Genomic DNA, 26168 nt, shown 5'->3' with positions numbered 1-26168 from the left:
GAGGTGATAAAGAAAGGAAAGATAGATTGGTTATTTTCTAAATTAAAATATAAAGAAAGGAGATGAAAGATGAAGTCTTTAAAATTGTTTTTTCTGGTTTGCGGTCTGGTTTTGGTTTTGACTCAGCTTGCGAGTGCCATTGATAAACCGTACGAAGGAATTTCAGCCGATGAATTAATGAAGATAAAGTACTATATCAAGCACACTAAATTTGCCCAGGACTACCAGAGCACAGGCCATGTGTGGTTGATTACTAAGGGAGGTTTTAAGAGACATAGGAAATTTTTGAGGTCGCGCATTACTTTGAATAGAAAGAGCGATGGGATAGACTATAAGGATGTGGTGGCGTTCACCGAGCCAGGCAACGTAAAAGGTCTGGCAATTTTAACCTGGACTTACATCGACCCGAAAAAGGAACAGGACGTCTGGCTGTGGCTACCCAGTTTGAGAAAGATAAGGAGAATCTCTCAGTCGCAAGCAGATGATTCCTTTATGGGAACTGATTTTACTACCGAAGAGATTACCATCCGCAGGTGGGAAGACGAAACTTATGAAATCATTGGGAATAAAAAATTTGAAGGTTACCACTCTGAGTTTACGGGAAAGACCTATTATGAGGGTTTGGATTGCTACCTGGTGGAAGCAAAACCAAAGAGAAAAGATTGGTATTATTCGAAACGGATTGTCTGGATTGACAAGAATACAGGAGCCAGTATCTACGATGAGATTTACGATCCCCTGGAGAGAAAAGCAAGGACACTCTTTAGAGAATATCAAGAGTACCAAAAGGGGTACTTACCTCAGACATTACTGGAATGTAAGAACGTGAGAACCGGGCATAAAACAATTATTACATTTGATGAGATAAAATTTGATTCGGGATTGAAAGAAGGGTTGTTTACAGAAAAGACTTTGATGAGAAGTAAATGGTAAGGTTCTGAACAGGTCGGTCGCTTTAGGGTGACGAAAATAAGAATTCTTGAATTCTAAGGAGGTTAAAGATGAAGCGAGGAGTTAGTAGATTTTTAATTATTGGGCTTATGGTTTTGGTGGCATCTTCAGTTTATGGTATCGATGTTGCTGAAAATGTTACCATTTCCGGGGTAATAAAGAATGAGACAGCGAGCCATCTGAAAATGGGCGAGTTTATGAAGATTGAGAATACAGTCCAGATGGGAGTAGAATATACACCAACAGAATATCTACATCTATTTGGGCTTTTCAGGTTTTTCTATGACGGTGTCTTCGACGCTGAAGAACAATATGAACCTGTGAAAAGCGAACTTTACCGCACAGATGTTACCAATGATTGGCTCAGGGAGTTGTATGTGGATTTCCTTTCCGACAGGTTGGATGTCAGGTTAGGAAGACAGCAGGTGGTCTGGGGAACTGCCGATGGTGTGAAGATATTGGATGCAGTAAATCCTACTGATATGAGAGAGTTCACCCTCGATGACTATGCTGACAGCCGCATACCTCTGTGGATGGTTAAGTTAGAGTATGCGCCAACGGTTAACGGAACTTTTCAGTGTCTGTTTATTCCAGATTTCCAAGCAAACTACATTCCGCCTGTAGGCGCTCCCTTTACTTTCCGGGCATCAGTGCTTGGTCAAGCGAGTGTGGTTAATTGGCTTATTAACGGGCCGCCGGGCGCGAAGGTTTCCTTCCACGAAGAAGTAAAGCCAGATCCCTGGAGTGATTTGTCGGATACCACTATAGGTTTTCGCTGGCTTGATGTATTGGGAGGATTCGAATATACTCTCAATTTCCTGTATGGATTCTATCTTCCAGGAGCCAATTATTCTTGGTTTGGACCTGCAGATACCTTGAATCTTCAGAAGAGGTATGAGCGGATATACCTATATGGAGCTTCGTTCACCAAAGCCCTGACTAAAGGGGCACTTTCTGGTTTGACCATAAGGGGTGAATTTGCTTACATTCAAGACGTTCCTACTTACTACGGAACAGATGGTCGAGTTGCAGGTCCTCCAGTGAAACTGGACAACTTTAACTATGTCCTGGGATTCGATAAGTCTCTGGTGACAAACTGGCTTGCCAGCCTGCAATTCATCCAGTTCATTACATCCAAGGCAAGTTATCAGGGCAATAGTCTCCTGTTTGGACCAACATTGGGTCCAATGGATCAGGTAACTACTATGTTAAGCCTGAAGCTCTCTACAGATTTTATGCATGAGAGGCTCAAGCCAGAGGTCCTGGTGATATATGGATTGGATAATGACTGGAAAATAACTCCTAAGGTGCAGTTTGAAATTCTGGATAGTCTCGTAGCAGTTGCCGGTGTCCATATTTTTGAAGGTAAACCCAAGAATCTTTATGGGCAGTTTGCTGAGAGAGACGAGCTGTTTTTTGAATTAAGATTTGGATTCTAAGGGAGAAAGGAGGAGGATGAAAATGAATATAGGAAAGGTTCTGGAAGAAAGTGTTAGTAAGTTCGGAGACAAGGTGGCCATATTTTTTGAGGATGAGAAAGTCTCTTTCCGGGAGCTCGACCGTCTGGTGAACAATCTAAGCGCAGGTCTAATTGGGGAGGGTGTGAGGAAAGGTGACTGCGTGGTCACTTTTCTGCCCGATGCAATGGAGATTGCTTTAAGTTATTATGCTATCCTGAAAGTTGGAGCTATTCATGCTCCACTCGATGTGAGGCTTAAAGAGGAGGAAGTAAAGTTAATTTTTGGTGACGCTAAACCAGCGGTAGTTATTACCACCAGCCAGTTTCAGGATATGTTTCTCTCCATGAGAGCAGAAATTCCCAGTATAAAAAGCATCATCGTGGTGGGAGAAGAAGTGAAACAAGGGTGTAAATCTTTCAAAGAGATGAGAGATAAAGATTCCTCCCGAGTTATTCCCGTGGAAGTTGAGGATGGAGATACAGCTCTTTATCTCTATACTTCAGGGACTACTGCCAAGCCAAAGGGAGTAATGGTAACTTTTGGTAACCTGGACTGGTTCCCTAAAGATATGCACGCTATATGGAAAACCACCGAGGACGATGTCTATATGCTCTCATTACCCGCATCCCATATAAGTGGACCTATTCTTTTCAATCAGACGATTGTGATGGGGGTTGCCACTTCAATCTTAGGGGCTTTCAATCCCAGGAAATGGCTGGAGACTGTAGAGAAGAACCGCGTAACTAAGCTCCATTTTGTGCCCCCTATGGCCAATGCATTGATACAGTTGAATCAATTTGAAAAGTACGACTTGTCCAGCTTGAAAGCTGTCGCCCTTATGGGCGCGTATTCAACTCCCGGGCTGGTCAAGGAACTTGGAGAAAAACTGAGATTAAGACGATGTTGTCAAGGTTATGGGTTAACTGAGACTTCGCCTCTACTTACCCTCGAGTCACCCGACAGCAATGCTCCCTTGGGAAACATTGGCAAGCCAATGCCGGGCAAGGAAGTGAAGATAGTAGATGAGGATGGAGATGAACTTCCCGTGGGAGAGGTTGGTGAGATAGTTACTCGTGGGTCACACGTAATGAAAGGGTATCACAATGACCCTGAAGCCACTGAGGAGATAATCAAGGATGGCTGGCTACACACTGGCGATTTAGCGCGGAGAGACGAGGATGGTTATATCTACATTGTGGGAAGGAAACAGGACAGGATAAATGTGGGAGGATTGATGGTCTATGTTTCCGAGGTTGAGGACGTTCTTCACCACCATCCCAAGATAAAAGAAGTGGCAGTAGTGAGTGCTCCTGACCCAAAAAGAGGTGAGAGAATAAGAGCAGTTGTCGCCCTGAAAGAGGGAATGGAAGCTACGAATAAGGAGATAATCGATTACTGTCGTGAGAAAATGGCAGACTACAAAGTTCCCAAGGAAGTTGAGTTCAGGGAGAGTCTTCCCAAGACAAAGACAGGAAAGATAGCCAGGGGAGAACTGGCCAAAACGAGCTCCTGAGGTTCAAGATTCCGGGAACTGCTTAATCTATGAAAAGACCGCTAATTAATTATGGCATTAGCGGTCTTTTTTATAGAGGTGAAGAGAAAAACTCTTGAAAAAAATAAAATAAAAAGATATTATTTGGAAAAATGGGGTCAGAAAAAAAGGAGAGATTTTTGGCTACTTTCTGGGAACTTCTTTTGAATTTTTTCTTTCCCCTTCAGTGTATCAACTGCAGAAGGTTGCTCACAGCCGATAATAAAGACCATGTCTGCGGAGATTGCTGGAGCAGGATTATCTATCTCAACCGGCCAATTGACATAAGGCTATCCTTAGAAGAGATATGGTCAGTAGCAGTATATGATGGGGTGTTGAGGAAGTTGATACATCAATTTAAATATAAAGAGAAGAAATATTTGGCCAATCCATTGGGGAAACTCATGGTCGATTTTGTGGAGGAGTACCTGGAAGAAGAAAAATTCGATTATATTATTCCCATACCACTGGAGAAGGCCAGGCAGAAGAAGAGGGGTTACAACCAGGCAGAACTTTTAGCCCGGGTTTTGGGAGAAGCGGTAAATAAACCAATATTGACCAATTTAGTGAAAAGAAGAAAGAAAACCAAGCCCCAGTTTGAACTGAACAAGAAGGAGAGGTTTGAGAACCTTTCCTGTGCCTTTGAAATCTCAGAATCAGTCAAAGAAGACGTCGCCACAATTGCAGGAAAGACAGTTCTACTATTAGACGACCTGGCAACTACAGGCGCAACCCTAGATGAATGTGCCAAAACGTTAAAGAGGGCAGGAGTTAGTGAAGTTTACGCGCTGGTTTTGGCCCATGGAATGTAGAATTTGAAAAAAATCTTGACTTTATTGGGTGAATTTATATAATGGAGAGTAAGTTATAAAAGGAGGTAAGTGATAAATGGCAACAAAGGTGGGTATTAATGGATTTGGAAGGATTGGAAGGCTGGTGCTACGAGCAGCCATTACTGAAGGTGTGAAGGAGCTCGATTTTGTGGCAGTTAATGATTTGACCGATGCTAAAACTTTGGCACATCTGTTTAAATACGATTCAACTTTTGGTACTTTTAAGGGCAAGGTAGAGGTAAAGAACAGCTCCATTTTAATAGATGGGAAAGAGATAAAAGTCTTGTCCCAGAAGGATCCAGCCCAGCTTCCCTGGAAAGATTTGGGTGTGGATTTCGTCATAGAGTCTACTGGAAGATTTACCGACCCGGAAAAAGCTAAAGCCCATTTAGCAGCAGGAGCGAAGAAGGTAGTGATTACTGCCCCGGCAAAAGGGGAGGCTCTCACTTTGGTTATGGGAGTAAATGAAGATAAATACGACAGCTCCAAACACGATGTTGTTTCCAACGCTTCCTGTACCACAAACTGCCTGGCGCCAGTAGCCAAAGTTCTTCTGGATAAGTTCGGGATTGAGCGGGGATTGATGACTACCATCCATTCTATTACTAATGACCAGGTTACTCTCGACTTTCCCCATAAGGATTTACGCCGTGCTCGAGCAGCTACTCTGTCCATTATTGCTACCACTACCGGCGCGGCAAAAGCTATAGGATTGGTTCTGCCCGAATTAAAGGGCAAGATGGATGGTATGGCAATACGCGTACCTACTCCTAATGTCTCTGTGGTCGATTTAGTCGTCGAGGCGAAAAGAGAAACGACCGTGGATGAGGTGAATAAGGTCTTCAAGGAGGCTTCCCAGGGAAAGCTGAGTAAGTATCTCGATTATACCGAGGAGCCATTGGTATCCCGCGATTTTTATGGAAACAATAAATCTGCCATAGTAGATGGTCTCTCCACAAGAGTGGTAGAAGGCAAGATGATAAAGGTTCTCGCCTGGTACGATAATGAGTGGGCTTATTCTTGTAGAGTGAATGATCTGGTTAGTTATATGGTGAAGTCAGAAGCCAAAAGCGGGTCCAAGGAAAAGGTGGCAACTCAATAGAGGCGACCTTGCCGGCTCGAGCCTCAAGGTCAGAGCCTTTAGCTCTAGCTTACGAAAAAGGTAAAAATAATGGAGAAATTAACAATTTCCGACCTGGAAATAGAAGGCAAGAAAGTCTTAATTCGTTGCGATTTCAATGTTCCTTTAGATGACAAGGGAAAAATTACGGATGACACCCGAATTCAAGCTGCTCTACCTACAATCAGATACGCTCTGGGAAGAGAATGCGCAGTTATTCTGATGTCCCATCTTGGTCGACCTAAAGGGAAAGTAGACCCGAAATTAAGCTTGAAACCGGTTGCCGAAAGATTAGGAGAGCTTTTGAATCTTGAGGTTCTTATGGCGCCTGACTGTATCGGTCCTGATGTAGAGAAGATGGCCAGGGAGTTGAAAGGGGGAGAAGTCCTTCTTTTAGAAAATTTGCGGTTCCGTTCAGGAGAAGAAACAAATGATGAAAAGTTCGCTCAGCAACTCGCCTCACTGGCCGATGTATTTATCCAGGATGCCTTTGGCACTGTGCACAGGGCGCATGCTTCCACATCGGGAGTGCCCAGGCATTTACCTTCTGGCGCTGGCTTTCTATTACAGAAAGAGATAAAATATCTGAAGCAGGCTTTAGAAGAACCAGAAAGACCTTTTTTGGCTATTCTGGGAGGAGCCAAGATATCCACCAAGATTGGAGTTATAAATAAATTATTGTCTAAAGTAGATTCCTTGATTTTAGGCGGTGCTATGGCCTACACTTTCTTGAGAGCAGAGAATATAGGAACAGGTAGTTCAATGGTAGAGGAAGATAAAATTGATACCGCAGGTGAAATATTAAAACAGGCTTCTAAAAAGAAAGTAACGGTTCTATTACCTCTTGACCACATTATTGCTAATAAAGCTTCTGAAGATGCTGAGAGTAAAGAAATCTCAGAAGTCGCCATTCCCGAAGGATGGATAGGAGTCGACATAGGTTCCTTCTCTGTTAAGCGGTTCTCTTCGGCAATTAAGTCTGCTAAAACGATTCTCTGGAATGGACCAATGGGTATCTTTGAAATAGATAAATTTAGTCAGGGGACAAAAGCAATCGCTGAGGCAATTGCCGAAGCTACCAAGAAAGGCAGTATATCAATTGTTGGTGGAGGAGATTCCGTTGCTGCTGTTACCAAATCCGGACTCCAGGAGAATGTATCGCATATTTCCACCGGAGGTGGAGCAGCCTTAGAGTTTCTGGAAGGAAAGGAATTACCGGGAATTGCCTCTTTGAAAGATAAGCGAGGAGATAAAGAATGACAACTTTAATATTAGTAGTCCATATTATTGTTTCTATATGTTTGATTTTGATTGTGCTCTTACAGGTAGGAAAAGGCGCCAGTCTATCAGGCTTATTCGGAGGAGGAGGCGGAGGTGAGGCGATTTTCGGTGGCGGAGGAGGAGATGTTTTTATGAAAAAATTGACCGTGGTCTTCGCCATCCTGTTTATATGCACTTCTCTAACTTTAACTATAATTTCTGTCCGTAGACCATTAAGCACAATTATCTATAAAGAGCCAGCTGTTCCAGCAGCAGTCCCCGAGGAACCCAAAAAGGAAACAGCTGGTCCGGAAGTGCCACCCGTCAAGCCTGAGACACCTTGACTACCAGAACCAGTCCAGCCTAAGTAAGTAGGAACAGGTCGGTTACCCTTTAGAGTGACAGGATACAGGTCGGTCGCCCTTCAGGGTGACGAAATTTTATATATGATTTCCATGTTGGGCAGGTGGCGGAATTGGTATACGCGTACGTTTGAGGGGCGTATGGGGTAACCTGTGCGGGTTCAAGTCCCGCCCTGCCCACCAGTTGGGTTGATAAGGGACTTGAAGCTCCTCTCCCCTTGGGGGAGAGGATAAAGGTGAGGGGAATTATTAGGTTTCCAGAGGCCCCTAAGAATCTGCGGGCGTAGTTCAGCTGGTAGAACGTTTGCTTGCCAAGCAAAAGGTCGTGGGTTCGAAACCCATCGCCCGCTCTTTATCTTCTCCTGTGGAGCGGTACCCAAGTGGCTAAGGAAAAGGTCTGCAAATGAAAGTAATGAAAATCACTTTAGTATTATTTTTAATAATGGGATTGGTTCTAATTAATGGATGTGGTAGGAAAGAAGAAAAACAACCTTCAGTGAAAGAGGCAGAAAAAATATTGCCAAGAAAAGTAATTCCAGAGAAAAGAGATGAAAAGGCGCTGGTTAAAAAAGGAAATAGAATCAAAGTCCATTATACAGGAACACTACAGGATGGGACTATATTTGATAAGTCAAAGGAGGGAGAGCCATTAGAGTTTACTGTGGGAAGTGGACAAATAATACCCGGCTTTGATAAAGCAGTAGAAGGAATGAAATTGAATGAAGAAAAGAAAGTAACTCTAAAAACGGAAGATGCTTATGGGAAAAGAGATGAAACTGCAATAAGGGAGTTCCCCAAAAATTCTTTACCCGAAAATTTTAAACCTGAGAAAGGTATAATGATAAAACTACAAGACCAAACTGGAAGAGCAATGCCGGGGACAGTAACAGACATAACTGAGAATAGCATAACTGTTGACCTCAATCATCCTTTAGCCGGAAGGGATCTTACTTTCGATATAAAGGTTATTGGTATTGAGTAATTTAAAGGAGGTGAAAATGAACATCTACGTAGGCAATCTGTCGCGTGATGTCACCGAAGAGGATTTACGACAAACTTTTGAAGCCTTTGGGAAGGTCGAAACCGCCGCTATTATTAAGGACAAGTTCAGTGGCGAATCAAGAGGATTCGGATTCGTGGAAATGCCCGCTAAAGCTGAAGCCCAGTCCGCGATCACCGGAGCGAATGGCAAGGAGTTAAAGGGACGACCACTTAAGGTTAATGAGGCTCGCCCTCGTCCCCAAGGCCGTGGAGGTGGAGGTGGAGGTGGAGGAAGACGCGGTGGCGGTGGTGGTGGCGGACGGCGCTCCTGGTAAGAGGCGCTCGGACATAATGGAATCATAGTAAAACCAAAAAATAATTCTCAAGATTTCTCGTCTGGAAACCATTCTGTCGACGATAAAAACGATAAAAAAGACGTTTGATATCTTTGTAATTTTTTGTCAATTTTACTATGGTTTGGACATTTTAGTGAACACTTTTGAAAGAGAGTAATGACCTCACGTAGACAACTGAATAGGGATTTATTTAAGCGGGGTCTCTAATGTGAGGTCACCCCGCTTTTTAATTTGCCGGAGCAGTTCAAATTTTATTCCTTCCGTTCGTTTTACTTTTCGAGACGGCGATTGGATATTATTGACAAAAGCAGTTAATTGTGCTATAAATAAAAAACCCAATACTATTATCATTTATGGCGCGGTACCCAAGTGGCTAAGGGAGAGGTCTGCAAAACCTTTATTCGACGGTTCGAATCCGTCCCGCGCCTCCAGAAATTTCTGGAGTCCCCCGATGAAATCGGGGGAAAACTAGATTCCGCCCTTTCGGACGGACTCCAATAATTGGAGTAGCACCGCTTGCGGTGCGTTGACGCGAAACAAGTTTCGCTACTCCAAAACCCTGGAGTCCTTGCGAAAGCAAGGTGAAGTACATCCCTCCCTTTTGGGAGGAGTCCAGAAGCAAAAAAGTACATATCCTTTTTTATTCCGCCCTTTCGAGGCTGTGTCATAATTAGATTTTTTGTTTGGTAGCCGTAACCTTCAGGTTGCGTTCTCGACGGGGAAATTGCGCAGGCTAAAGCCTGCGACTACCAGAATTAGGGTTACGACACAGCCTCTTTCGGGCGGACTCCAGAACCAAAAAGTACCTGGCACTTTTTTTATTTTTTGGGCGGTTAGCTCAGGTGGTTAGAGTGCATGGTCGACATCCATGAGGTCACTGGTTCAAGTCCAGTACCGCCCACCAATAATTTTAGAGTTCTTGATTATAGTTAGGAGACGCAAGTGGCTAAGAGAAACGAAAAAATTGAGAAAGATTTAGAGGCACTGCGCCATTCCTGTTCCCATATTATGGCGCATGCAGTTACTGAACTTTTTCCTGGTGTAAAGCTTGCTATCGGACCACCTATTGCTGATGGTTTTTACTATGACTTTGATAAGAGGGAGCCTTTTACTCCCCAAGATTTAGAAAAAATTACTGAAAAGATGAAAGATATTATCAAAAAGAATTATCCCTTCGTTCGTTCTGAAAAGTCGAGAGAAGAGGCGCTGAAATTCTTTGGTGATAGAGGGGAAAAGTATAAAGTTGAGCTGATAGAAGGAATGGATGATGAGAAGGTAACCATTTACGAGCAGGGAGGCTTTATTGATCTCTGCCGAGGTTCCCATGTCAAGTCGACAGATAAGGTAAAATATTTTAAGTTGTTAAGCGTTGCTGGTGCTTACTGGCGGGGTGATGAGAAGAGGGAGAGCCTCCAGAGAATCTACGGAACAACATTTTTTACCCAGGAGGAGCTGGATAAATATCTATATTTGCTGGAAGAAGCTAAAAAGAGGGACCATCGCAAATTAGGGGTTGAGCTTGACCTTTTCAGCATGCACGAGAGAGCAGGAGCTGGACTAATATACTGGCATCCTAAGGGCTCACGTATCAGGAAAGTAATAGAAGATTTTTGGGAAGAGGAACATCTAAAAAATGGATACGAGCTGGTAGATATTCCCCATATTGCCAGAATAGATTTGTGGCAAACCTCCGGTCACGTCGATTTCTATCAGGAGTATATGTATTCGCCTATGGACATCGAGGGGCAGAAGTATATAATTAAACCAATGAATTGTCCCGGACATATACTGATTTATAAAACTAAGGTGAGAAGCTATCGTGATTTGCCAATTCGCTGGGCAGAACTGGGAACTGTGTATCGCTATGAGCGTTCGGGAGTCCTGCATGGCCTTATGCGGGTTCGTGGGTTTACTCAGGATGATGCTCACATTTTCTGTCGTCCTGAACAGTTAGAAGATGAGATTGTAGGGGTGATTAAGTTTGTTCTTTTCATGTTAAGGACATTTGGCTTTTCCGATTATGATGTTGCTTTAAGTACACGGCCAGAAAAATATGTGGGAACTCTGGAGAGTTGGGAAAAGGCAGAAAGTGCATTAAAGAAGGCACTGGAGAAAGTAAAACTTGCCTATGTGGTTAATCCAGGCGAGGGGGTCTTCTATGGACCCAAAATAGATATAAAAATAAAAGACTCATTGGGTCGAGCATGGCAATGTTCCACCATTCAGGTGGATTTTAATCTTCCCGAAAGGTTTGATATTAATTTTATAGACATCAGTGGGCAACGTCGCCGACCAATAATGATTCACCGGGCACTTTTGGGTTCCCTGGAGAGATTCTTTGGAGTTCTAATAGAACATTATGGAGGTGCTTTTCCCGTCTGGCTTGCTCCTGTGCAGGCAACGGTTCTAACTATTACCGACTTACAGAAGGAGTATAGTCAGAAAGTCTATAATCGGTTGAAAGAAAAGTCTATAAGAGTGGAAGCAAATTTTGCTAATGAGAAAATAGATAAAAAAATTCGCAATGCGCAGCTTCAGAAAATTCCCTATATGTTAGTCATTGGAAAGAGGGAAGTGGAATCAGAGACAGTCGCTGTAAGAAGAAGGGACCAGAAAGACCTTGGTCCTGTTAAGGTTAACCAATTCATTGAAGACATATCGGAAGAGATAAAAAATAGAAGATAAACCCAATAATGCAGATATTTAATTAGGAGCTGGAAGAAGACAAATAAGAAATTTTTGAGACAGTTCATGAAAAAAACCCAAAGTTCTGGTTATAAATAATATATTTTTTCACTTGACAAGCGAGAGAGATATTTTGTATAAAAGTTCGGAAGTAGGCTATGCCTCACCTTAAGGAAATTCCGAAAAGGTTGTCATTTTTGAGATAGGAAACTGTGAGGTCCGTCTATGGCGGACTTTTTTTATATTCTAGGAGGTGATGGCTTATAGTAAAAAAAGCGAAGTTGCGAGTAAATGAAAACATCAGAGATAAACAGGTTAAGTTGATTAATGAAGAAGGTAAGATGCAAGGGGTTGTAGAAATCAAAGAAGCTTTGCTTGCCGCCCGTAGTAAACAGATGGATTTAGTAGAGATTGTTCCTGGGCAGACACCTCCTCTTTGCAAAATTATGAATTATAGCAAGTACCGTTATGAGCAGAAGAGGAAGAAGAAGGAGACGCATAAACACAGGAGGGTTGGTCAGTTAAAAGAAGTGAGAATGCGTTCCACAATAGGGCAACACGATTTGGATGTTAAGTCGAAGCACATCCAGGAGTTTTTGGAGACCGAACGCAAGGTAAAAGTCACAATTAATTTCAAAGGAAGGGAAACCAGTCACGCTGATTTAGGGAGAAAAGTTCTGGAAACAATCAAGGAAAATTTTTCTTCCATAGCCAACTGTGAGCAGGAACCTCGTTTGGACGGGTATCGAATGACGATGTTGCTTGTTCCCAAGAAAAAGGTACAGACTGAACAAAAGAAAGAGTAGAATTTGTGGACGGAAAGGGTCGCTGGAGCGACGAATAAGGAGCTCCGTGTTAGCGACGGGCGCGAGACGGTGAGCGCCCCGGGTCCGAAGGACCGCTGGAGCGACGAATAAGGAGCTCTGTGTTAGCGACGGGCGGAAGACGCTTGAGCGCCCCGGGGAAACGAGAGCGTAGCGAACGTCCCGATGAATCGGGAAGCACAGGCTGATTCACATAGGAGGCGATTTTGCCTAAGATAAAGACTCATAGTGGTGCTAAAAAGAGGTTTAAATTTACGTCTAAGGGCAAAATTAAACACAAGAGAGCGGGTGCCCGGCATAAATTAACAAAAAAGAGTTCTAAAAGATTGAGAAAGTTGAGAAAATCAAGCACATCGATTCACAGAGATAGTAGATTGGTAAAGAAACTTTTACCGTATGCATGAAGATTATGCTGTCATTGCGAACGACGAAGTCCTGAAGTCCCTATTTTCAATCGGGAATTTTTGTACCAAAATTATGTATGGGGTTAGGTTAGGACAATGGTGAGGATAAAAGGTGGTGTAACTACCAGAAGGCGAAAGAAGAAGCTCTTTCGGTTAACCAAAGGGTATCGGATGGGCAAGAAGCATCTTTATCGCCATGCAACAGAACAACTGGACAAAGGTCTGCAGTATGCCTACAGGGATCGCCGAAGGAAGAAGAGGGATTTTCGTTCTCTGTGGATTATCAGAATAAATGCTGCTTCCCGCTTGAATGGTATGTCTTATAGTCAGTTTATAAGCGGTCTGAGAAAGGCGAAAGTTCAAATTAACCGAAAAATTTTAGCCGATTTGGCGGTGAACGATACAAATGCCTTTTCTCAATTAGTGGCTATTGCCCTTGAGGCGAATAAGAAAGAAATCCCAGAAGCGTAAGGTTCTTAGTTAATTGGTCGGTTGCCCTTTCCCGATCCCATCCCGGTCTTGGGACAGGGTGCGGTGACGAAAACGGCACTCTAAAGAGTGCCCGACCAAAATGGGGAATCTATGGCTAAAAATCAGTCGCTTTCTCCTCCTCAAATAGTCGTCCTTGGATTTTTAATCGTTATCCTTATTGGCACGATTCTTCTCTCTCTGCCGCAAGCTACTGCCAGTGGAAAGAGTCAACCACTTGTTGACGCTCTGTTTACGGCAACTTCCGCTGTCTGCGTTACCGGTTTAATAGTTCATGATACCGGCGGTTATTTTTCCTTGTTTGGGCAGATTGTTATTCTCTTGCTAATCCAGATAGGTGGTCTGGGTTACATGACTATGGCTACTTTTCTGCTTTTGCTTATTGGCAAGACAATAACTCTTAAAGAAAGATTAATAATGCAGGAATCGATGCCTCAATTTAGTCTGGGAGGTGTGGTTCAGTTTGCAAAACATGTTCTAAAGATAACCCTTGTCCTGGAAGTTATTGGGGCGGTGATTTTGAGTTTACGCTGGATGGGACAATACCCTGTTTCCAGAGCAATATATCTGGGAATATTTCACGCTGTTTCAGCATTTTGCAACGCAGGTTTTTCCCTGTTTAGCGACAGTTTGATAGGGTTTCGGGGAGATATGGTTATTTGTCTGACTGTTCTGTCTTTGTTCTTCATCGGAGGACTGGGATATGTTGTGGTCAGCGACCTCTATTATTTGAGGCATCGTAAGTTTCCCCAATTTTCAGTGCACACAAAAATGGTCTTATCCATTACATTGACCTTGATTGTTTTGGGAGGAGTTGGCTTCTTTCTCTTGGAATATAAAAATCCTTTGACACTGGGGGGATTGTCAGGAAGAGAGAAAATTATGGCCTCTCTGTTTCAAACAATGACACCGCGCACAGCGGGGTTTAGTGTGGTCAATGTCGGGGGAATGATGCAGGGAAGTTTATTTCTTACCATTATTTTAATGTTCATCGGTGCTTCACCTGGAGGCACTGGCGGAGGGATTAAGACTACTACTTTTGGAGTTATGCTGGCTACGGTATGGGCTACTCTGAAAGGAAAAAAGGATGTTACGCTTTTCAAACGTCGCATTTCAGGGGAGGTTATTAATAAGTCTTTTGTGGTTGGTTTCTTATCAATATTTTTTATTGTTATTATCACTGTGATTATTACCAGTAGCGAAAGTTATAGCTTCATCAGGGCCTTTTTTGAGACTATGTCTGCTTTCGGCACAGTAGGGTTGTCCACAGGAATTACCAGTGGACTTTCCAGTCTGGGCAAGACATTGTTGATTGTTACTATGTTTGTGGGAAGGTTGGGACCTCTTACCATTGGAGTGGCGATGATGAGTGAAGTGAAAGACCTGAGGTTTCGCTATCCAGAAAAAAGGGTACTGGTGGGGTAAGGAGGTTGAACAAGATGAAACAATGTGTTGTGCTTGGTTTGGGGATTTTCGGAGCCTCTGTAGCTAAGGCTCTTGCAGAAAGAGGCTGTGAGGTTCTGGCGATTGACGAAGGTGAAGAGAAAGTTAAAGGGATATCTGACATCGTTACACAAGCAGTGCAGGCCGATGCAACCGATGAGAAGGCTCTGCGTGCCCTGGGTGTGGACAAAATGGATATAGCGATTGTCTCTACTGGGGAAAATATGGAAGCAAGCATTCTGACAACTCTCCTGATGAAAGAGTTAGGGATTAAAACTATTGTGGCTAAAGCTGTCTCTCCTTCTCATGGAACTGTGCTGCGCAAGGTTGGGGCAACGCGTGTGGTTTTCCCTGAGAGAGATATGGGAGTTAGAGTTGCAGAGAACCTTGCTGCCCCGGACATTCTGGAACACATATCTTTATCTCCAGAATATAGTATTCTGGAAGTTCGTGCTCCAAAAAGTTTTATCGGAAGGAGCCTGAAAGAGATTGATGTACGGGCAAAACATGGAGTAGATATAATTGCCATTAAGAGGAAACTTCCTTGTTTGACCGATACAGGGGAGTCCGATTTTAAAGAAGAGATTCTGATTACTCCAGGAGCAGAGGAAGAAGTTGCCGATGGCGATATTCTGGTGGTTCTGGGGGATAATAAAAACATAGATAAACTGAGAAAGTTATAAGAAAAAGAGTTAGATTTCCGGACTCTTCGGGAGGAGGATAATCTGAGATGGTTCGAGAGGAAAAGAGAGATTTTAATAACCTTGAGGCAAAGATTGCCAAGATAAAAGACCGAAAAGAAAAAGCAGAAAAACTTATTGAATTGGGTAAGTTCTATTTTCTGAACGAGAAATATAATGAAGCAATTGAGAAATTCAAAGAAGCATCTAAAATTGACGAGAAGAATGCAGAAATTTACTATAACTTAGGTGTTGTATACGAAAGTAAGAATTTACCCGATGAAGCCAGCCGGATGTATACGAAAGCGCTGGAGCTCAATCCCGGTCATCAACTGGCGAGCAAACATCTGGAAAAAATAGTGGGGAAGTGATGCAAGAGATAGAAATGGCAGACAGAATAGAAGAGTTAAGAAAATTATTTAGGCAAGAGATTGCCAGGATAACTACTCCCGAAGAGTTAGAGAAACTGAGGATTAAGTACCTGGGAAGAAAAGGTCTACTTATAGAGATTTTTAAGACCATTAGCAGCCTACCGGCCGAACAGAGACCGAAAGCCGGGGAACTTGCCAACCGGGTTAGAAATGATGCGTTTAGTGAATGGAACAAAAAGAAAAAGGAGATAGAACTCAAGAAAGAAGAGGTAAAAGAGGAGAAAGAAGCAATTGATATTACGTTGCCTGGTAAAAAATTCAGTTTAGGGAAAAAGCATCCGATTACTTTAATCCTGGATGAGATTAAAAATATATTTGTCTCTTTAGGATTTTGCATTGTGGACGGTCCGGAAGTGGAGACAGAGTATTACAATTTCGAAGCTCTCAACATGGATTTACACCATCCCGCAAGAGATATGTGGAGCACACTTTATATAAAGGAAGGGGTGCTTTTACGCACTCATACTTCCCCAGTTCAAATTCGGGTTATGGAGAAGCAATCTCCTCCTTTAGCTATTATTGCCCCTGGCAAATGCTACCGCCGAGATGCAGTCGATGCTTCTCATTCGCCGATGTTCCATCAGGTGGAGGGACTTCTGGTTGATGAAGGGGTCAGCTTTGCCCACTTGAAAGGAGTTCTTACCCACTTTTGTCATCGAATGTTCGGTGCGGAGACTAAAGTTCGCTTTCGACCCAGTTTTTTCCCCTTTACAGAACCGAGTGTAGAAGTTGACATTCAATGTGTTATCTGTGCAGGTAAAGGCTGTTCTGTCTGTAAACAGAGTGGATGGTTGGAAATTCTGGGTGCGGGCATGGTCAATCCTAGAGTGTTTGAATTTGTGAAGTACGATACGAAGAAGTACACTGGCTTTGCTTTTGGCATGGGTGTGGAGAGGATTGCCATGTTGAGATATGGCATAGATGACATGCGCTTGTTCTTCGAGAATGACCGTAGATTTTTGAAACAGTTCTAAACACACCCCCAAAAAATCACAAAAAAGGAGTAGCGGAGCGATAGCTCCGCGTCATTTGGTAGTGTAGGGGCTTGTCCCCGTAATGATTTTGGGGTCGCGTAGGGGCGACCTTTATGGTCGCCCAAGTAAGAATTACGCCCATAAAGGGCTACACTACAGAGGAACTGGAGACGTGCTATGGTAGATGAAAAGGAACTTTTGGCTAAAGCCAGCCAACCAGCAAAAGAAGCGATGAGACTGCATCCCTTTTATCGGGGGAAAATTAAGATAGTAGCAAAGTGCTGTGTGAGAAATTTTGATGATTTTGCAATCTGGTATACTCCTGGCGTAGCAGCGCCTTGCAAGGCTATTCATAAAGACAAAAATTTAGTCTACACCTACACTAACAAATGGAATACTGTGGCGGTTATTTCTGATGGAACCAGGGTGTTGGGTCTGGGAGATATCGGTCCGGAAGCAGCTTTGCCGGTTATGGAAGGGAAGGCGCTCCTTTTCAAGTACCTGGGAGGCGTAGATGCTTTCCCTCTCTGTCTGGATACTAAAGACATGGAAGAGTTCATTCACACTGTAAAGTTACTACAACCATCATTTGGTGGTATAAACCTTGAAGATATTGCCCAACCAAAATGTTTTGAGATACTACGTCGCCTTAGGAAAGAATGTGAAATTCCTGTCTGGCATGACGACCAACAGGGAACAGCTGCTGTAACTCTGGCTGGTCTAATTAATAGTCTTAAAATCGTGGGTAAGAAAATAGAAAAAGTGAAGATTGCCATGGTAGGGGCAGGGGCAGCTAATATAAGTACTGCCAGGATGATAATTGCTTATGGAGCCAATCCAGAAAATATTATTATGTGTGATAGTAAAGGAGCACTCCATAAGAATAGAAAAGAACTCAAAAAGACCCACAGAGAAAAGTGGGAATTTTGCCAAAAGACAAATATCGAGGGAAGAACTGGATATATTCCCGAAGTTATGGAAGGGATGGACGTTTTAATAGCCTTATCTAAATCTGGCCCGGGTGTGGTTAAGAAGGAATGGGTGGCAAAGATGGCTAAAGACCCTATAGTTTTTGCCTGTGCCAATCCTATCCCTGAAATCTGGCCCTGGGAGGCAAAAGAGGCAGGGGCAAGAGTTATTGCCACCGGGCGTTCCGATTTCCCCAATCAGGTAAACAATTCCCTTGGCTTTCCTGGCATTTTTCGGGGAACCCTGGATGTGCAAGCCCAGACCATAACTGATGAAATGTGCATTGCTGCAGCGAAAGAACTGGCGAAATGTGCTGAGGAGAGAGGGCTAAATGAAGAATATGTGATTCCTTCTATGGAGGAAAGGGAAGTCTTTCCCCGTGAAGCAGTAGCAGTGGGAATGGAAGCTATTAGGCAAGGAATAGCCCGGGTTAAGTTGAGTAAAGAAGAACTATACAAGAGGGCCTCAGAGATCATCCGTGTTGCCAGAGAAGAAACGGAATCTTTAATGAAGGAAGGGTTTATTCCTTTGCCCCAGGAAAAGTAAGATGAGAGAGATTACTTCAGAAGAGGTTACCCAGGCAGTAGAGAATCTCTGCATCTCCTCAAATTGTACTTTGAGCGAGGATGTCTGGAAAGCTCTCAGGGAGAAGTTAAAAAACGAGGAATCTCTTGTGGGGAAAGAAGTGCTGGAAGAGATTCTGGAGAACGACCGCATGGCTGAAGAAGAGAAACTTCCCCTGTGCCAGGATACAGGTTTTACCACAATTTTTGTGGAAATGGGTCAAGAGATTAGAGTTACTGGAGGAGATTTTTACAAAGCAATTAACAAGGGAGTAGGCAACGGTTATAGGAAGGGATACTTGAGGAAGTCAGTAGTTAAAGATCCACTGCGGCGTAAGAATACAGGTGATAATACTCCTGCTTGGGTGCATATAGATATTGTTCCTGGAAATAAACTTAAGATTTCAGTTATGCCCAAAGGAGCTGGTAGCGAAAATATGTCCACAGTAAAGATGCTTTCTCCCACCGAAGGAGTGCAAGGGGTGAAGAAATTTGTGTTGGATTGGGTAAAGGAGAGAGGAGCGAATGCTTGTCCCCCGCTTGTAGTAGGAGTGGGAATTGGTGGCACTTTTGAAGGGGTGGCAAAGCTGGCCAAGAAAGCGCTGTTGCGTCCAATAGGTTCAAAGAATCCTGAACCTTTCTATGCTGAAATGGAAGAAGAGCTTCTTAAAGAAATAAACAATCTGGGACTGGGTCCTCAAGGGCTGGGTGGCTCTTCTACTGCTTTAGCTGTTCACATTGAGACTTATCCCTGCCATATAGCCAGTCTACCTTTAGCCATAAATCTGCAGTGCCACGCTGTCCGGCACGCTACAATAATCTTATAGAAAAAAGTGACATGCAAAAAGGTGACAGGCACTTTTTTATTTGGTGCTGCCCTGCTCGGCATGTCATAATAATTTTATAGAGAGGCTTTATGGTCAGTTCTATTAAAATTGAAACACCACTGGATGAAGAAACGATAAGTAAACTGAAGATAGGAAATAAGGTTCTATTAAACGGAATAGTTTATACTGCCAGAGACCAGGCTCATAAGCGCTTAGTTGATGAATTAGAGAAAGCCGGAAAAGAAAATCGCCAGCCTAATCTACCCTTCCCTCTGGAGGGGCAAGTAATCTATTATGTTGGTCCTGCTCCGTCCAGACCAGGAATGGTAATCGGCCCCGCTGGGCCAACCACCAGTGGCCGAATGGACACCTACACTCCCATTCTATTAGAGAAGGGATTAAAGGGAACAATTGGAAAGGGAAGGCGTGGTAAGGATACAATCGAAGCAATGAAGAAGTATAAGGCTGTCTATTTCGTTGCTGTAGGTGGGGCTGCAGTATTAATTTCCAAGAGAATCAAAAGAATAGAGACAGTGGCTTATGAGGACTTGGGTCCTGAAGCCATCTATCGTCTGGAAGTGGAAGATTTTCCATTAATTGTGGCTAACGATGTCTATGGCAATGACCTTTTTGATGAAGGCATAAAGAAGTATCGAAAAGTTACTTAATAAGGAGAATAAAATGTTGCGAATGATGTGTAAATCGAAGATTCAGAAGGCAACCGTCACTGAGACGAACTTAGAGTACGAAGGAAGTATCGCTATTGGTAAAAACATAATGGCTGAGGCAGATATTCTTCCTTACGAGATAGTGCTCATAGTCAACTTGAATACAGGAGCCAGGTTTGAAACCTACGCCATTCCTGCTGGCAATAATTCAGGAGTCATAGGGCTTCAAGGAGGAGCAGCAAGACTGGGAGAAGTAGGAGACAGACTAATTATTATTTCTTACGAGTTTGTCGAGGAAGAGAAAGCAAAAGTTTACAAACCCAAGATAGTCCTCTTAGATGAAAAAAACAAAATAATAGAAAAAAAGTGACAGGCACTTTTTTTCTGTCTTTTTTAAAAAAGTATGGCAAAAAAAAAGCTTTACCTTATAGACGGTAATGCCTACATCCACCGAGCCTTCCATGCCCTCCCGCCTTTAACTAACTCTTCAGGACGAATGGTAAATGCGGTCTACGGTTTCACGCGGATGGTTCTGAAGATTCTCCGCCAGGAAAAGCCAGATTATATAGCTGTCTGTTTTGACTTTCCAGCACCTACTTTTCGTCATAAGGAGTTTGCCGAATATAAAGCTACAAGAAAAGAGACTCCCGATGAGTTGAAAGAGCAGATTCCTCTTGTCCATAAGATAGTTAAGGCCTTAAATATTTCCGTTTTTGAAAAGCAAGGCTATGAAGCCGATGACCTTATCGGCACATTGAGCAGTAAAGCGTCGAAAGAAGGCATAGAAACAGTTATTGTTACTGGTGATAAGGATGCTTTGCAATTGGTAGATGATTCTGTAAAAGTTTTAAACGAGACTAAAAACATCCTTTATACAGAAAAGATAGTCAAAGAAAAGATGGGAGTCTCTCCTGGACAGATTACTGAACTTATGGGATTAATGGGAGATGCTTCCGATAATGTTCCTGGCGTCTTGGGGGTTGGTCCCAAGACAGGTACGGAATTGATTCGGGAATTTGGCAGTTTGGAAAATTTGTACCAGAATCTTTCTAAAGTGAAAGGTAAATTAAAGGAGAAATTGGAAAAGGGTAAGGAAAAAGCTTTTCTCTCCAGGCGACTGGTAACTCTGGTAAAGGATATACCCGTAGAGGTTGACATTCGAGAGTGTCAAGTTGGCGAGTCTAATCGGGAAGAGTTGCTGAAGATTCTTCAGGAGCTGGAGTTTAAGCGTCTGATTGTGGAATTAGTTCCTCAAGAAGAGAAACACAAGGTAAACTATAAAGGTATCTTTAACCAGAAGGAATTCGAGGCATTGCTCGAGGAGCTGGGGAAGGCGCCACTGGTCTCCTTGGATTTGGAGACCACAGGTACTGACCCGATGCGTGCCGCAATTGTGGGCATCTCTTTTGCATTAGAACCTTATATTGCTTTCTATATACCTGTAGCACATAGTTACTTAGGTGTACCGAAACAGTTAGAGAAAAAGTATGTTCTGGAAAGGTTAAAACCTATTCTGGAGAATAGTAAGATTAAAAAGTATGGGCAGAATATAAAATATGACCTGATTGTGTTGAAGCGTGAAGGAATAGACCTTCAAGGAGTCTATTTCGATTCTATGATTGCTTCCTATGTTCTGAATCCTTCGAAGATGAATCATAATCTGGGCGATATTGCCCTTGAATACTTAAACTATAAAATGACGCCCATCAGTGAATTGATTGGCAAAGGGAAAAAGGCAATCACCATGGACATGGTGGAAGTGGAAAGAGTTATTCATTATGCCTGTGCTGATGCTGATATTGTCCTCGGGGTTGCTCATATTATGGAAAGAGAACTGAAAGATAAAGAGTTGGATAAGCTCTTCTATGAAGTAGAGATGCCTCTTTTAGAGGTTTTGGCGGAAATGGAGATGAACGGGGTCATTATTGACATGGATTATCTGGCTCAACTTTCCCAGGATTTTTCTGTAAGATTAAAAGACGTGCAAAAAGAAATCTATAAATCTGCTGGTCAGGAGTTTAATATAAACTCGCCGAAACAACTCTCTTTTATTCTTTTTGAGAAATTGAAATTGCCAGTAGTGCGTAGAACGAAAACAGGACCATCCACTTCCGAGGAAGTTCTTCTGCAGTTAGCAGAAAAACATAAACTACCTTCCCTTATCATAGAATACAGAGAACTATGGAAGTTGAAATCTACTTATATAGATGCCTTTCCAGGAATGGTTAATCCTCAAACGGGTCGTCTGCATACTTCCTTTAACCAAACGGTTACAGCTACTGGCAGGCTTTCTTCGTCGGAACCGAATCTCCAGAATATACCTATTCGCACAGAAGAGGGTAGAAAGATAAGGTGCGCTTTCATTCCTGATAAAGGTTGTGTTTTCGTTTCTGCTGACTACTCTCAGATTGACCTTAGGGTTCTTGCTCACATCTCGGGAGATGAGAGTCTCAGGGATGCTTTCTTGCATAACGAGGATATCCATCGTCGGACAGCATCAGAGATTTTTGGAGTTCCCCAGAAAGAAGTAACTCCTGAATTACGGCGCATTGCTAAGACGGTCAATTTTGGTCTCTCTTATGGAATGAGTCCATACGGGCTCTCTAAGGACCTGGAGATTTCTCAAACTGAAGCTAAAAGATACATTGATAGTTATTTTAAAAAATATAAAGGAGTAAAAGATTATATTAAAAAAACAATTATTCAGGCAAGAAAAGATGAATTCGTAATTACACTTCTAAATCGCAGAAGGTACTTACCGGAGATAAATAGTAAAAATGGTAATGTTCGTGGTTTTGCTGAACGGACTGCCATAAATACGCCCATTCAGGGAACTTCTGCAGATATCATAAAAGTGGCAATGATCCGAATAACACAGAAGCTAAAGGCTAAAGGCTTGAAGGCGAAGATGAGTTTACAGATACACGATGAGTTGCTTTTCGAGGTGCCTGAAGGGGAAGTGGATGAATTGAGTCGATTGGCAAAGGAAGAGATGGAAATAGCGGTTTCTTTAGATGTTCCTGTGGTGGTGGATATAAAGAAGGGAAAGAACTGGCGGGACCTGAAGGAATAGTTTTGGTAGCCGCAAACTTTAGTTTGCGTTTTATACGCAGGCTGAAGCCTGCGACTACCATTTTCCTGAACGCAGACTGAAGCCTACGGCTACCATTCTACTCCTGGTAGGTTTGGAGAATGGCTCTATGCAAAAAGGTATAAAAACTAAAAGTGAAAAGCTTGAGTTGCTTTTAGATGCGAATAAGGTTCTTACATCTACACTCGATTTGGATAGATTGCTTAAAGTAATTATGGGGCAGGCAAAGAGGGTAGTCAATGCTGAGGCGAGTTCGTTGATGCTTCTGGACGAAGCAAAAAAGGAGCTTTTCTTTGACGTTACTGTAGGAGGGAAAGGGGAAAAGCTAAGGCAGATACGGTTGAAACTCGGTGAGGGAATTGGAGGATGGGTGGCGAAAGAAGGGAAGCCTCTGATGATTACGGATGCCAGGAAGGATCCCAGGTTCTTTGTTAAGGCAGATGAAGTTACGAAATTTAGAACGAAGTCTCTACTCTGTGTGCCTTTGAGGATAAAAGAGAGAATTATTGGAGTAATGGAGGCGATTAACGAAGTCGGTCGTGGTTATTTTGTAGATGAAGATAGGAAGATATTTGAGGCGTTCGCCTCTCAGGCAGCTATCGCCATTGAGAACGCCCGCCTTTTCCAGAATCTCAAGAGGGAAAAGGAAAAGATAGAGGTAGTTTTCAGCGGGATGGGTGATGGAGCTGTTGTTATTGATGCAAAACTGAATCTGGTTATGCTCAATAGTTCTGCGAAGAATTTTCTGGACATAGGAAGTAAAGATTATCTGGGCAAAAATATTTCCCGAATAGTCAGACAGTTTAAGGTTTTTTCCAGATGGGAACCGAAAAAAGTGGCGGCCCCCGGAAGTTCCCTTACGGAATTCTTGACCAAAGAAGATAGAGTGACTACTTTCGATTTGGCGAGAAGTAAACCGAAGACCTTCGTTCTCTCGGGGATTGCCACGAGAATCGTAGACGAGGAGAACAGAGTAGTTGGTTATGTGATGATTATTCGTGACGTTACCTCTGAGAGGAAAGAGGAATACCTTAAAGCGAGCTTTATCTCTTCTATCTCCCATAAGCTGAAGACGCCTTTAACCTGCATCAGTGGATACATGCCGCTTTTGAGAGAGAAAGAAAGACTTAGCAAATTGGATAAGGTGGGAAAGAATGCGGTGCGAATTATTGATAGTCAAGGCAACCGCCTTTCTCGATTGATAAATGAGTTACTCGGGTTCAGTCTACTGAAAAGTGAGGAACTGGAACTCGCCAGAGGGAAAGAAAGCCTTAAGTCTATTGTGGAAATGAGTTTGAAAAAGCTTGCATTGAGAATCCGCAGGGGAGTTAAAATTGTGGCAGGAAATTCTATAGATAAAGTTCCTCCGATTCTCGTAGATAGAGCGAAGGTTCAGGAAGTTATCCAAAATCTGGTAGAGAATGCAATAAAATTCAATGATAAGAAAGAAAAGAGAGTGGAGATTTCCGCTCGTCCACTAAAAGGGAAAAAGTTCATTCGCGTGGAAATTAAGGATAATGGTCCGGGAATTCCTTCAGAGGAAAGGGAGAAAATATTCTCTAAATTTTACCAGATAGAAGAAACCTTCACCGGTCAGGTTGAGGGTGCTGGGCTGGGCCTGGCAGTAGTGAAGCAGGTTGTGGAAGCCCATGGAGGCAAGGTGGGGGTGGAGAGTAGACCGGGAAAGGGAAGTAAGTTCTTCTTTACTCTACCCAAGGTATTGGATAAGGGTTGAAAGATGAATAAAGAAAAGTTAATGGAAATTTTAAAAATTGCTTTAAGTAAAGGTGGAGATTTTGCCGACATATATATAGAGAAAAGGTTTACTAACCAAGTGAGCTGTGAAGATAATAGAATTGAGAGGCTCATCTCGGGACAAGATGTGGGAGCAGGAATAAGGGTAATCTCAGGAGAAAGTAATATATATGCTTCCACAAATAAAGTAACCGAGGTTGGACTGAAAGAATTAGCAAAAGAGATAGCAAGTAATCTTCCGGAATCCGAAAAGATGAGAAAAAAGAACTTCTCTTTTTCTTCTAAGCCTAACCTTAAGTCATCGACAGGAAGTCGAACCAACATAATCCATAAGATTGAAAAACCACCCGGTGAAGTGCCCATTGAAGAAAAAATTCGACTTGTTTTGCTGGGCAATCGCATTGCCAGAGAAGTTGACCGAGATAAAATAAAGCAGGTCAGTATAAGCTATGCTGATACTACTATGGATATAACTATTGCCAATTTATCTCTTTCCTCGAAATATGGTGTGGTTAAGGATAATCGGATTGAGGAGAAGAGAATTTATACTACCTATCTGGTCAACGTTGTAGCTCAACAGGAAGAGATAATCCAGACAGGGTATGAGCCTCTGGGAGGTTTGGTGGGATTTGAGTTATTTGATAAATATGATGTTAAGAAGATAGCCCGAGAGGCAGCAGAAAGAGCAGTCAAGATGCTATTTGCCCAGAAAGCTCCTTCTGGAGAAATGACAGTCGTTTTGACATCTACTGCAGGAGGAACTATGATTCATGAGGCGATCGGGCATTCTTTGGAAGCAGATTTAGTACAGAAGAAAGTATCTCCATCCTATATGGGGATGCTAGGCAAAAGGGTTACTTCTGAACTTATTACTGTAGTGGACGATCCCACTATTCCCAACTACAGGGGTTCTTTCCATTTTGACGATGAAGGCACCCCTGCTCAGAAGACAATCTTGTTGGAAAGGGGAATGCTAAGAAATTATCTCTACGACCGCTTTACAGCCCAAAAGGATGGAACTAAATCTACGGGAAACGGACGAAGAGAATCATACCATCACCAGCCTATTCCCAGGATGAGTAATACCTATATTCTCCCGGGCGAGTCCCAGCCAGAGGAAATCATTCGTTCCGTAAACAAAGGGTTTCTGGTGAAGAAAATGGGTGGGGGACAGGTGAATACAGCCAACGGTGATTTCGTCTTTGAAGTAGAAGAAGGCTACGAGATAGTTAATGGTAAAGTAGGAGAAATGTTAAGAGGGGCAACTCTAATTGGAAACGGTCCTGAGGTTTTAAATTCGATTATAATGGTCGGCAGTGACTTGGGCTTTAATATTGGTACCTGCGGCAAGGATAGACAATGGGTCCCCGTCACTGACGGTCAACCTACTATTCGCATAAAGAAGCTCACCATCGGTGGTACCCACTGAAATGATTGTGCCAAAAATGTGCCATCTTATTGAGGCAAAAGGTGGCCAGGATCTACAAAAGGGGGGAATTTTGGCACGCCGA

At 42.9% G+C, this 26168-nt stretch carries 24 protein-coding genes and 4 tRNA genes; all 28 read left to right on the top strand.

Features of this window, described 5'->3' with window-relative positions:
- Positions 1 to 69 precede the first annotated feature (69 nt).
- Entirely contained in the window at positions 70 to 933 is an 864-nt protein-coding gene (locus VMW39_04835; GenBank protein HUW23335.1) for an outer membrane lipoprotein-sorting protein, read from the top strand.
- Positions 934 to 1001: 68 nt separating this feature from the next.
- Entirely contained in the window at positions 1002 to 2390 is a 1389-nt protein-coding gene (locus VMW39_04830) for a DUF1302 family protein (protein ID HUW23334.1), read from the top strand.
- 22 nt (positions 2391 to 2412) lie between these two features.
- Complete coding sequence (locus VMW39_04825; GenBank protein ID HUW23333.1) at positions 2413 to 3924, top strand: AMP-binding protein; 1512 nt, start codon at positions 2413 to 2415, stop codon at positions 3922 to 3924.
- Positions 3925 to 4082: 158 nt separating this feature from the next.
- Complete coding sequence (locus tag VMW39_04820; GenBank protein ID HUW23332.1) at positions 4083 to 4754, top strand: ComF family protein; 672 nt, start codon at positions 4083 to 4085, stop codon at positions 4752 to 4754.
- 76 nt (positions 4755 to 4830) lie between these two features.
- Entirely contained in the window at positions 4831 to 5877 is a 1047-nt protein-coding gene (gene gap / locus VMW39_04815) for a type I glyceraldehyde-3-phosphate dehydrogenase (protein ID HUW23331.1), read from the top strand.
- Positions 5878 to 5946: 69 nt separating this feature from the next.
- Positions 5947 to 7155 carry a phosphoglycerate kinase gene (locus tag VMW39_04810; GenBank protein ID HUW23330.1) on the top strand — a complete coding sequence of 403 codons (1209 nt, stop codon included), beginning with the start codon at positions 5947 to 5949 and terminating at the stop codon, positions 7153 to 7155.
- Positions 7152 to 7499 (top strand): preprotein translocase subunit SecG, encoded by a 348-nt coding sequence (secG, locus tag VMW39_04805; GenBank protein ID HUW23329.1) that lies wholly within the window; start codon positions 7152 to 7154, stop codon positions 7497 to 7499. The genes VMW39_04810 and secG overlap by 4 nt, the downstream gene beginning before the upstream one ends.
- Positions 7500 to 7615: 116 nt before the next feature.
- Positions 7616 to 7700 (top strand) — tRNA-Leu (locus VMW39_04800).
- 94 nt (positions 7701 to 7794) lie between these two features.
- Positions 7795 to 7867 (top strand) — tRNA-Gly (locus tag VMW39_04795).
- A 53-nt stretch (positions 7868 to 7920) separates the two neighbouring features.
- The gene (locus VMW39_04790; protein ID HUW23328.1) at positions 7921 to 8499 is read left to right on the top strand and encodes a peptidylprolyl isomerase; all 579 of its coding nucleotides are present in this window, start codon (positions 7921 to 7923) and stop codon (positions 8497 to 8499) included.
- A 16-nt stretch (positions 8500 to 8515) separates the two neighbouring features.
- Positions 8516 to 8833, top strand: a complete 318-nt coding sequence (locus VMW39_04785) for an RNA-binding protein (protein HUW23327.1) — start codon at positions 8516 to 8518, stop codon at positions 8831 to 8833.
- 376 nt (positions 8834 to 9209) lie between these two features.
- Positions 9210 to 9285, top strand: a tRNA-Cys gene (locus VMW39_04780).
- A gap of 396 nt (positions 9286 to 9681) precedes the next feature.
- Positions 9682 to 9758: transfer RNA gene (locus tag VMW39_04775), tRNA-Val, on the top strand.
- Between the two features lie 38 nt (positions 9759 to 9796).
- Positions 9797 to 11539, top strand: a complete 1743-nt coding sequence (thrS, locus tag VMW39_04770) for a threonine--tRNA ligase (protein ID HUW23326.1) — start codon at positions 9797 to 9799, stop codon at positions 11537 to 11539.
- A 281-nt stretch (positions 11540 to 11820) separates the two neighbouring features.
- Positions 11821 to 12345 carry a translation initiation factor IF-3 gene (gene infC / locus VMW39_04765; GenBank protein HUW23325.1) on the top strand — a complete coding sequence of 175 codons (525 nt, stop codon included), beginning with the start codon at positions 11821 to 11823 and terminating at the stop codon, positions 12343 to 12345.
- A 224-nt stretch (positions 12346 to 12569) separates the two neighbouring features.
- Positions 12570 to 12767 (top strand): 50S ribosomal protein L35, encoded by a 198-nt coding sequence (rpmI, locus tag VMW39_04760; protein HUW23324.1) that lies wholly within the window; start codon positions 12570 to 12572, stop codon positions 12765 to 12767.
- Positions 12768 to 12863: 96 nt separating this feature from the next.
- On the top strand, positions 12864 to 13238 hold the full coding sequence (gene rplT / locus VMW39_04755; GenBank protein HUW23323.1) for a 50S ribosomal protein L20: 375 nt from the start codon (positions 12864 to 12866) through the stop codon (positions 13236 to 13238).
- Positions 13239 to 13349: 111 nt separating this feature from the next.
- Positions 13350 to 14681 (top strand): TrkH family potassium uptake protein, encoded by a 1332-nt coding sequence (locus VMW39_04750; GenBank protein ID HUW23322.1) that lies wholly within the window; start codon positions 13350 to 13352, stop codon positions 14679 to 14681.
- Between the two features lie 14 nt (positions 14682 to 14695).
- Positions 14696 to 15382 (top strand): TrkA family potassium uptake protein, encoded by a 687-nt coding sequence (locus VMW39_04745; protein ID HUW23321.1) that lies wholly within the window; start codon positions 14696 to 14698, stop codon positions 15380 to 15382.
- A 47-nt stretch (positions 15383 to 15429) separates the two neighbouring features.
- Entirely contained in the window at positions 15430 to 15750 is a 321-nt protein-coding gene (locus VMW39_04740) for a tetratricopeptide repeat protein (GenBank protein ID HUW23320.1), read from the top strand.
- 14 nt (positions 15751 to 15764) lie between these two features.
- On the top strand, positions 15765 to 16784 hold the full coding sequence (gene pheS, locus VMW39_04735) for a phenylalanine--tRNA ligase subunit alpha (protein ID HUW23319.1): 1020 nt from the start codon (positions 15765 to 15767) through the stop codon (positions 16782 to 16784).
- A 177-nt stretch (positions 16785 to 16961) separates the two neighbouring features.
- On the top strand, positions 16962 to 18299 hold the full coding sequence (locus VMW39_04730; GenBank protein ID HUW23318.1) for an NADP-dependent malic enzyme: 1338 nt from the start codon (positions 16962 to 16964) through the stop codon (positions 18297 to 18299).
- 1 nt (position 18300) lies between these two features.
- A complete protein-coding gene (locus tag VMW39_04725; protein ID HUW23317.1) occupies positions 18301 to 19143 on the top strand; it encodes a fumarate hydratase in 843 nt (280 codons plus the stop codon).
- Between the two features lie 89 nt (positions 19144 to 19232).
- Positions 19233 to 19811: a Fe-S-containing hydro-lyase gene (locus VMW39_04720; protein ID HUW23316.1), complete on the top strand. Its 579-nt coding sequence runs from the start codon at positions 19233 to 19235 to the stop codon at positions 19809 to 19811.
- Between the two features lie 13 nt (positions 19812 to 19824).
- On the top strand, positions 19825 to 20181 hold the full coding sequence (gene panD, locus VMW39_04715) for an aspartate 1-decarboxylase (GenBank protein HUW23315.1): 357 nt from the start codon (positions 19825 to 19827) through the stop codon (positions 20179 to 20181).
- 33 nt (positions 20182 to 20214) lie between these two features.
- Positions 20215 to 22884: a DNA polymerase I gene (gene polA / locus VMW39_04710; GenBank protein ID HUW23314.1), complete on the top strand. Its 2670-nt coding sequence runs from the start codon at positions 20215 to 20217 to the stop codon at positions 22882 to 22884.
- Between the two features lie 127 nt (positions 22885 to 23011).
- The gene (locus tag VMW39_04705; protein HUW23313.1) at positions 23012 to 24637 is read left to right on the top strand and encodes an ATP-binding protein; all 1626 of its coding nucleotides are present in this window, start codon (positions 23012 to 23014) and stop codon (positions 24635 to 24637) included.
- A 3-nt stretch (positions 24638 to 24640) separates the two neighbouring features.
- Positions 24641 to 26086, top strand: a complete 1446-nt coding sequence (locus VMW39_04700; GenBank protein ID HUW23312.1) for a TldD/PmbA family protein — start codon at positions 24641 to 24643, stop codon at positions 26084 to 26086.
- Positions 26087 to 26168: the final 82 nt, after the last annotated feature.

It is taken from the genome of bacterium, from assembly GCA_035530055.1.
Classification (GTDB): domain Bacteria; phylum UBA6262; class WVXT01; order WVXT01; family WVXT01; genus WVXT01.
The sequence above is the reverse complement of the archived record's forward strand: the minus strand, read 5'-3'. Positions and strand labels throughout refer to the sequence as shown.

What these genes read in the sequence shown, in the direction of transcription:
- polA (HUW23314.1), top strand. Translation starts at nt 20,215, where the DNA reads ATGGCAAAAAAAAAGCTTTACCTTATAGACGGTAATGCCTACATCCAC.
- VMW39_04790 (HUW23328.1), top strand. Translation starts at nt 7,921, where the DNA reads ATGAAAGTAATGAAAATCACTTTAGTATTATTTTTAATAATGGGATTG.
- gap (HUW23331.1), top strand. Translation starts at nt 4,831, where the DNA reads ATGGCAACAAAGGTGGGTATTAATGGATTTGGAAGGATTGGAAGGCTG.
- VMW39_04730 (HUW23318.1), top strand. Translation starts at nt 16,962, where the DNA reads ATGGTAGATGAAAAGGAACTTTTGGCTAAAGCCAGCCAACCAGCAAAA.
- VMW39_04750 (HUW23322.1), top strand. Translation starts at nt 13,350, where the DNA reads ATGGCTAAAAATCAGTCGCTTTCTCCTCCTCAAATAGTCGTCCTTGGA.
- VMW39_04725 (HUW23317.1), top strand. Translation starts at nt 18,301, where the DNA reads ATGAGAGAGATTACTTCAGAAGAGGTTACCCAGGCAGTAGAGAATCTC.
- secG (HUW23329.1), top strand. Translation starts at nt 7,152, where the DNA reads ATGACAACTTTAATATTAGTAGTCCATATTATTGTTTCTATATGTTTG.
- rplT (HUW23323.1), top strand. Translation starts at nt 12,864, where the DNA reads ATGGTGAGGATAAAAGGTGGTGTAACTACCAGAAGGCGAAAGAAGAAG.
- VMW39_04835 (HUW23335.1), top strand. Translation starts at nt 70, where the DNA reads ATGAAGTCTTTAAAATTGTTTTTTCTGGTTTGCGGTCTGGTTTTGGTT.
- panD (HUW23315.1), top strand. Translation starts at nt 19,825, where the DNA reads ATGTTGCGAATGATGTGTAAATCGAAGATTCAGAAGGCAACCGTCACT.
- VMW39_04700 (HUW23312.1), top strand. Translation starts at nt 24,641, where the DNA reads ATGAATAAAGAAAAGTTAATGGAAATTTTAAAAATTGCTTTAAGTAAA.
- VMW39_04830 (HUW23334.1), top strand. Translation starts at nt 1,002, where the DNA reads ATGAAGCGAGGAGTTAGTAGATTTTTAATTATTGGGCTTATGGTTTTG.
- VMW39_04745 (HUW23321.1), top strand. Translation starts at nt 14,696, where the DNA reads ATGAAACAATGTGTTGTGCTTGGTTTGGGGATTTTCGGAGCCTCTGTA.
- VMW39_04720 (HUW23316.1), top strand. Translation starts at nt 19,233, where the DNA reads ATGGTCAGTTCTATTAAAATTGAAACACCACTGGATGAAGAAACGATA.
- VMW39_04810 (HUW23330.1), top strand. Translation starts at nt 5,947, where the DNA reads ATGGAGAAATTAACAATTTCCGACCTGGAAATAGAAGGCAAGAAAGTC.
- VMW39_04825 (HUW23333.1), top strand. Translation starts at nt 2,413, where the DNA reads ATGAATATAGGAAAGGTTCTGGAAGAAAGTGTTAGTAAGTTCGGAGAC.
- pheS (HUW23319.1), top strand. Translation starts at nt 15,765, where the DNA reads ATGGCAGACAGAATAGAAGAGTTAAGAAAATTATTTAGGCAAGAGATT.
- VMW39_04705 (HUW23313.1), top strand. Translation starts at nt 23,012, where the DNA reads ATGCAAAAAGGTATAAAAACTAAAAGTGAAAAGCTTGAGTTGCTTTTA.
- VMW39_04740 (HUW23320.1), top strand. Translation starts at nt 15,430, where the DNA reads ATGGTTCGAGAGGAAAAGAGAGATTTTAATAACCTTGAGGCAAAGATT.
- VMW39_04785 (HUW23327.1), top strand. Translation starts at nt 8,516, where the DNA reads ATGAACATCTACGTAGGCAATCTGTCGCGTGATGTCACCGAAGAGGAT.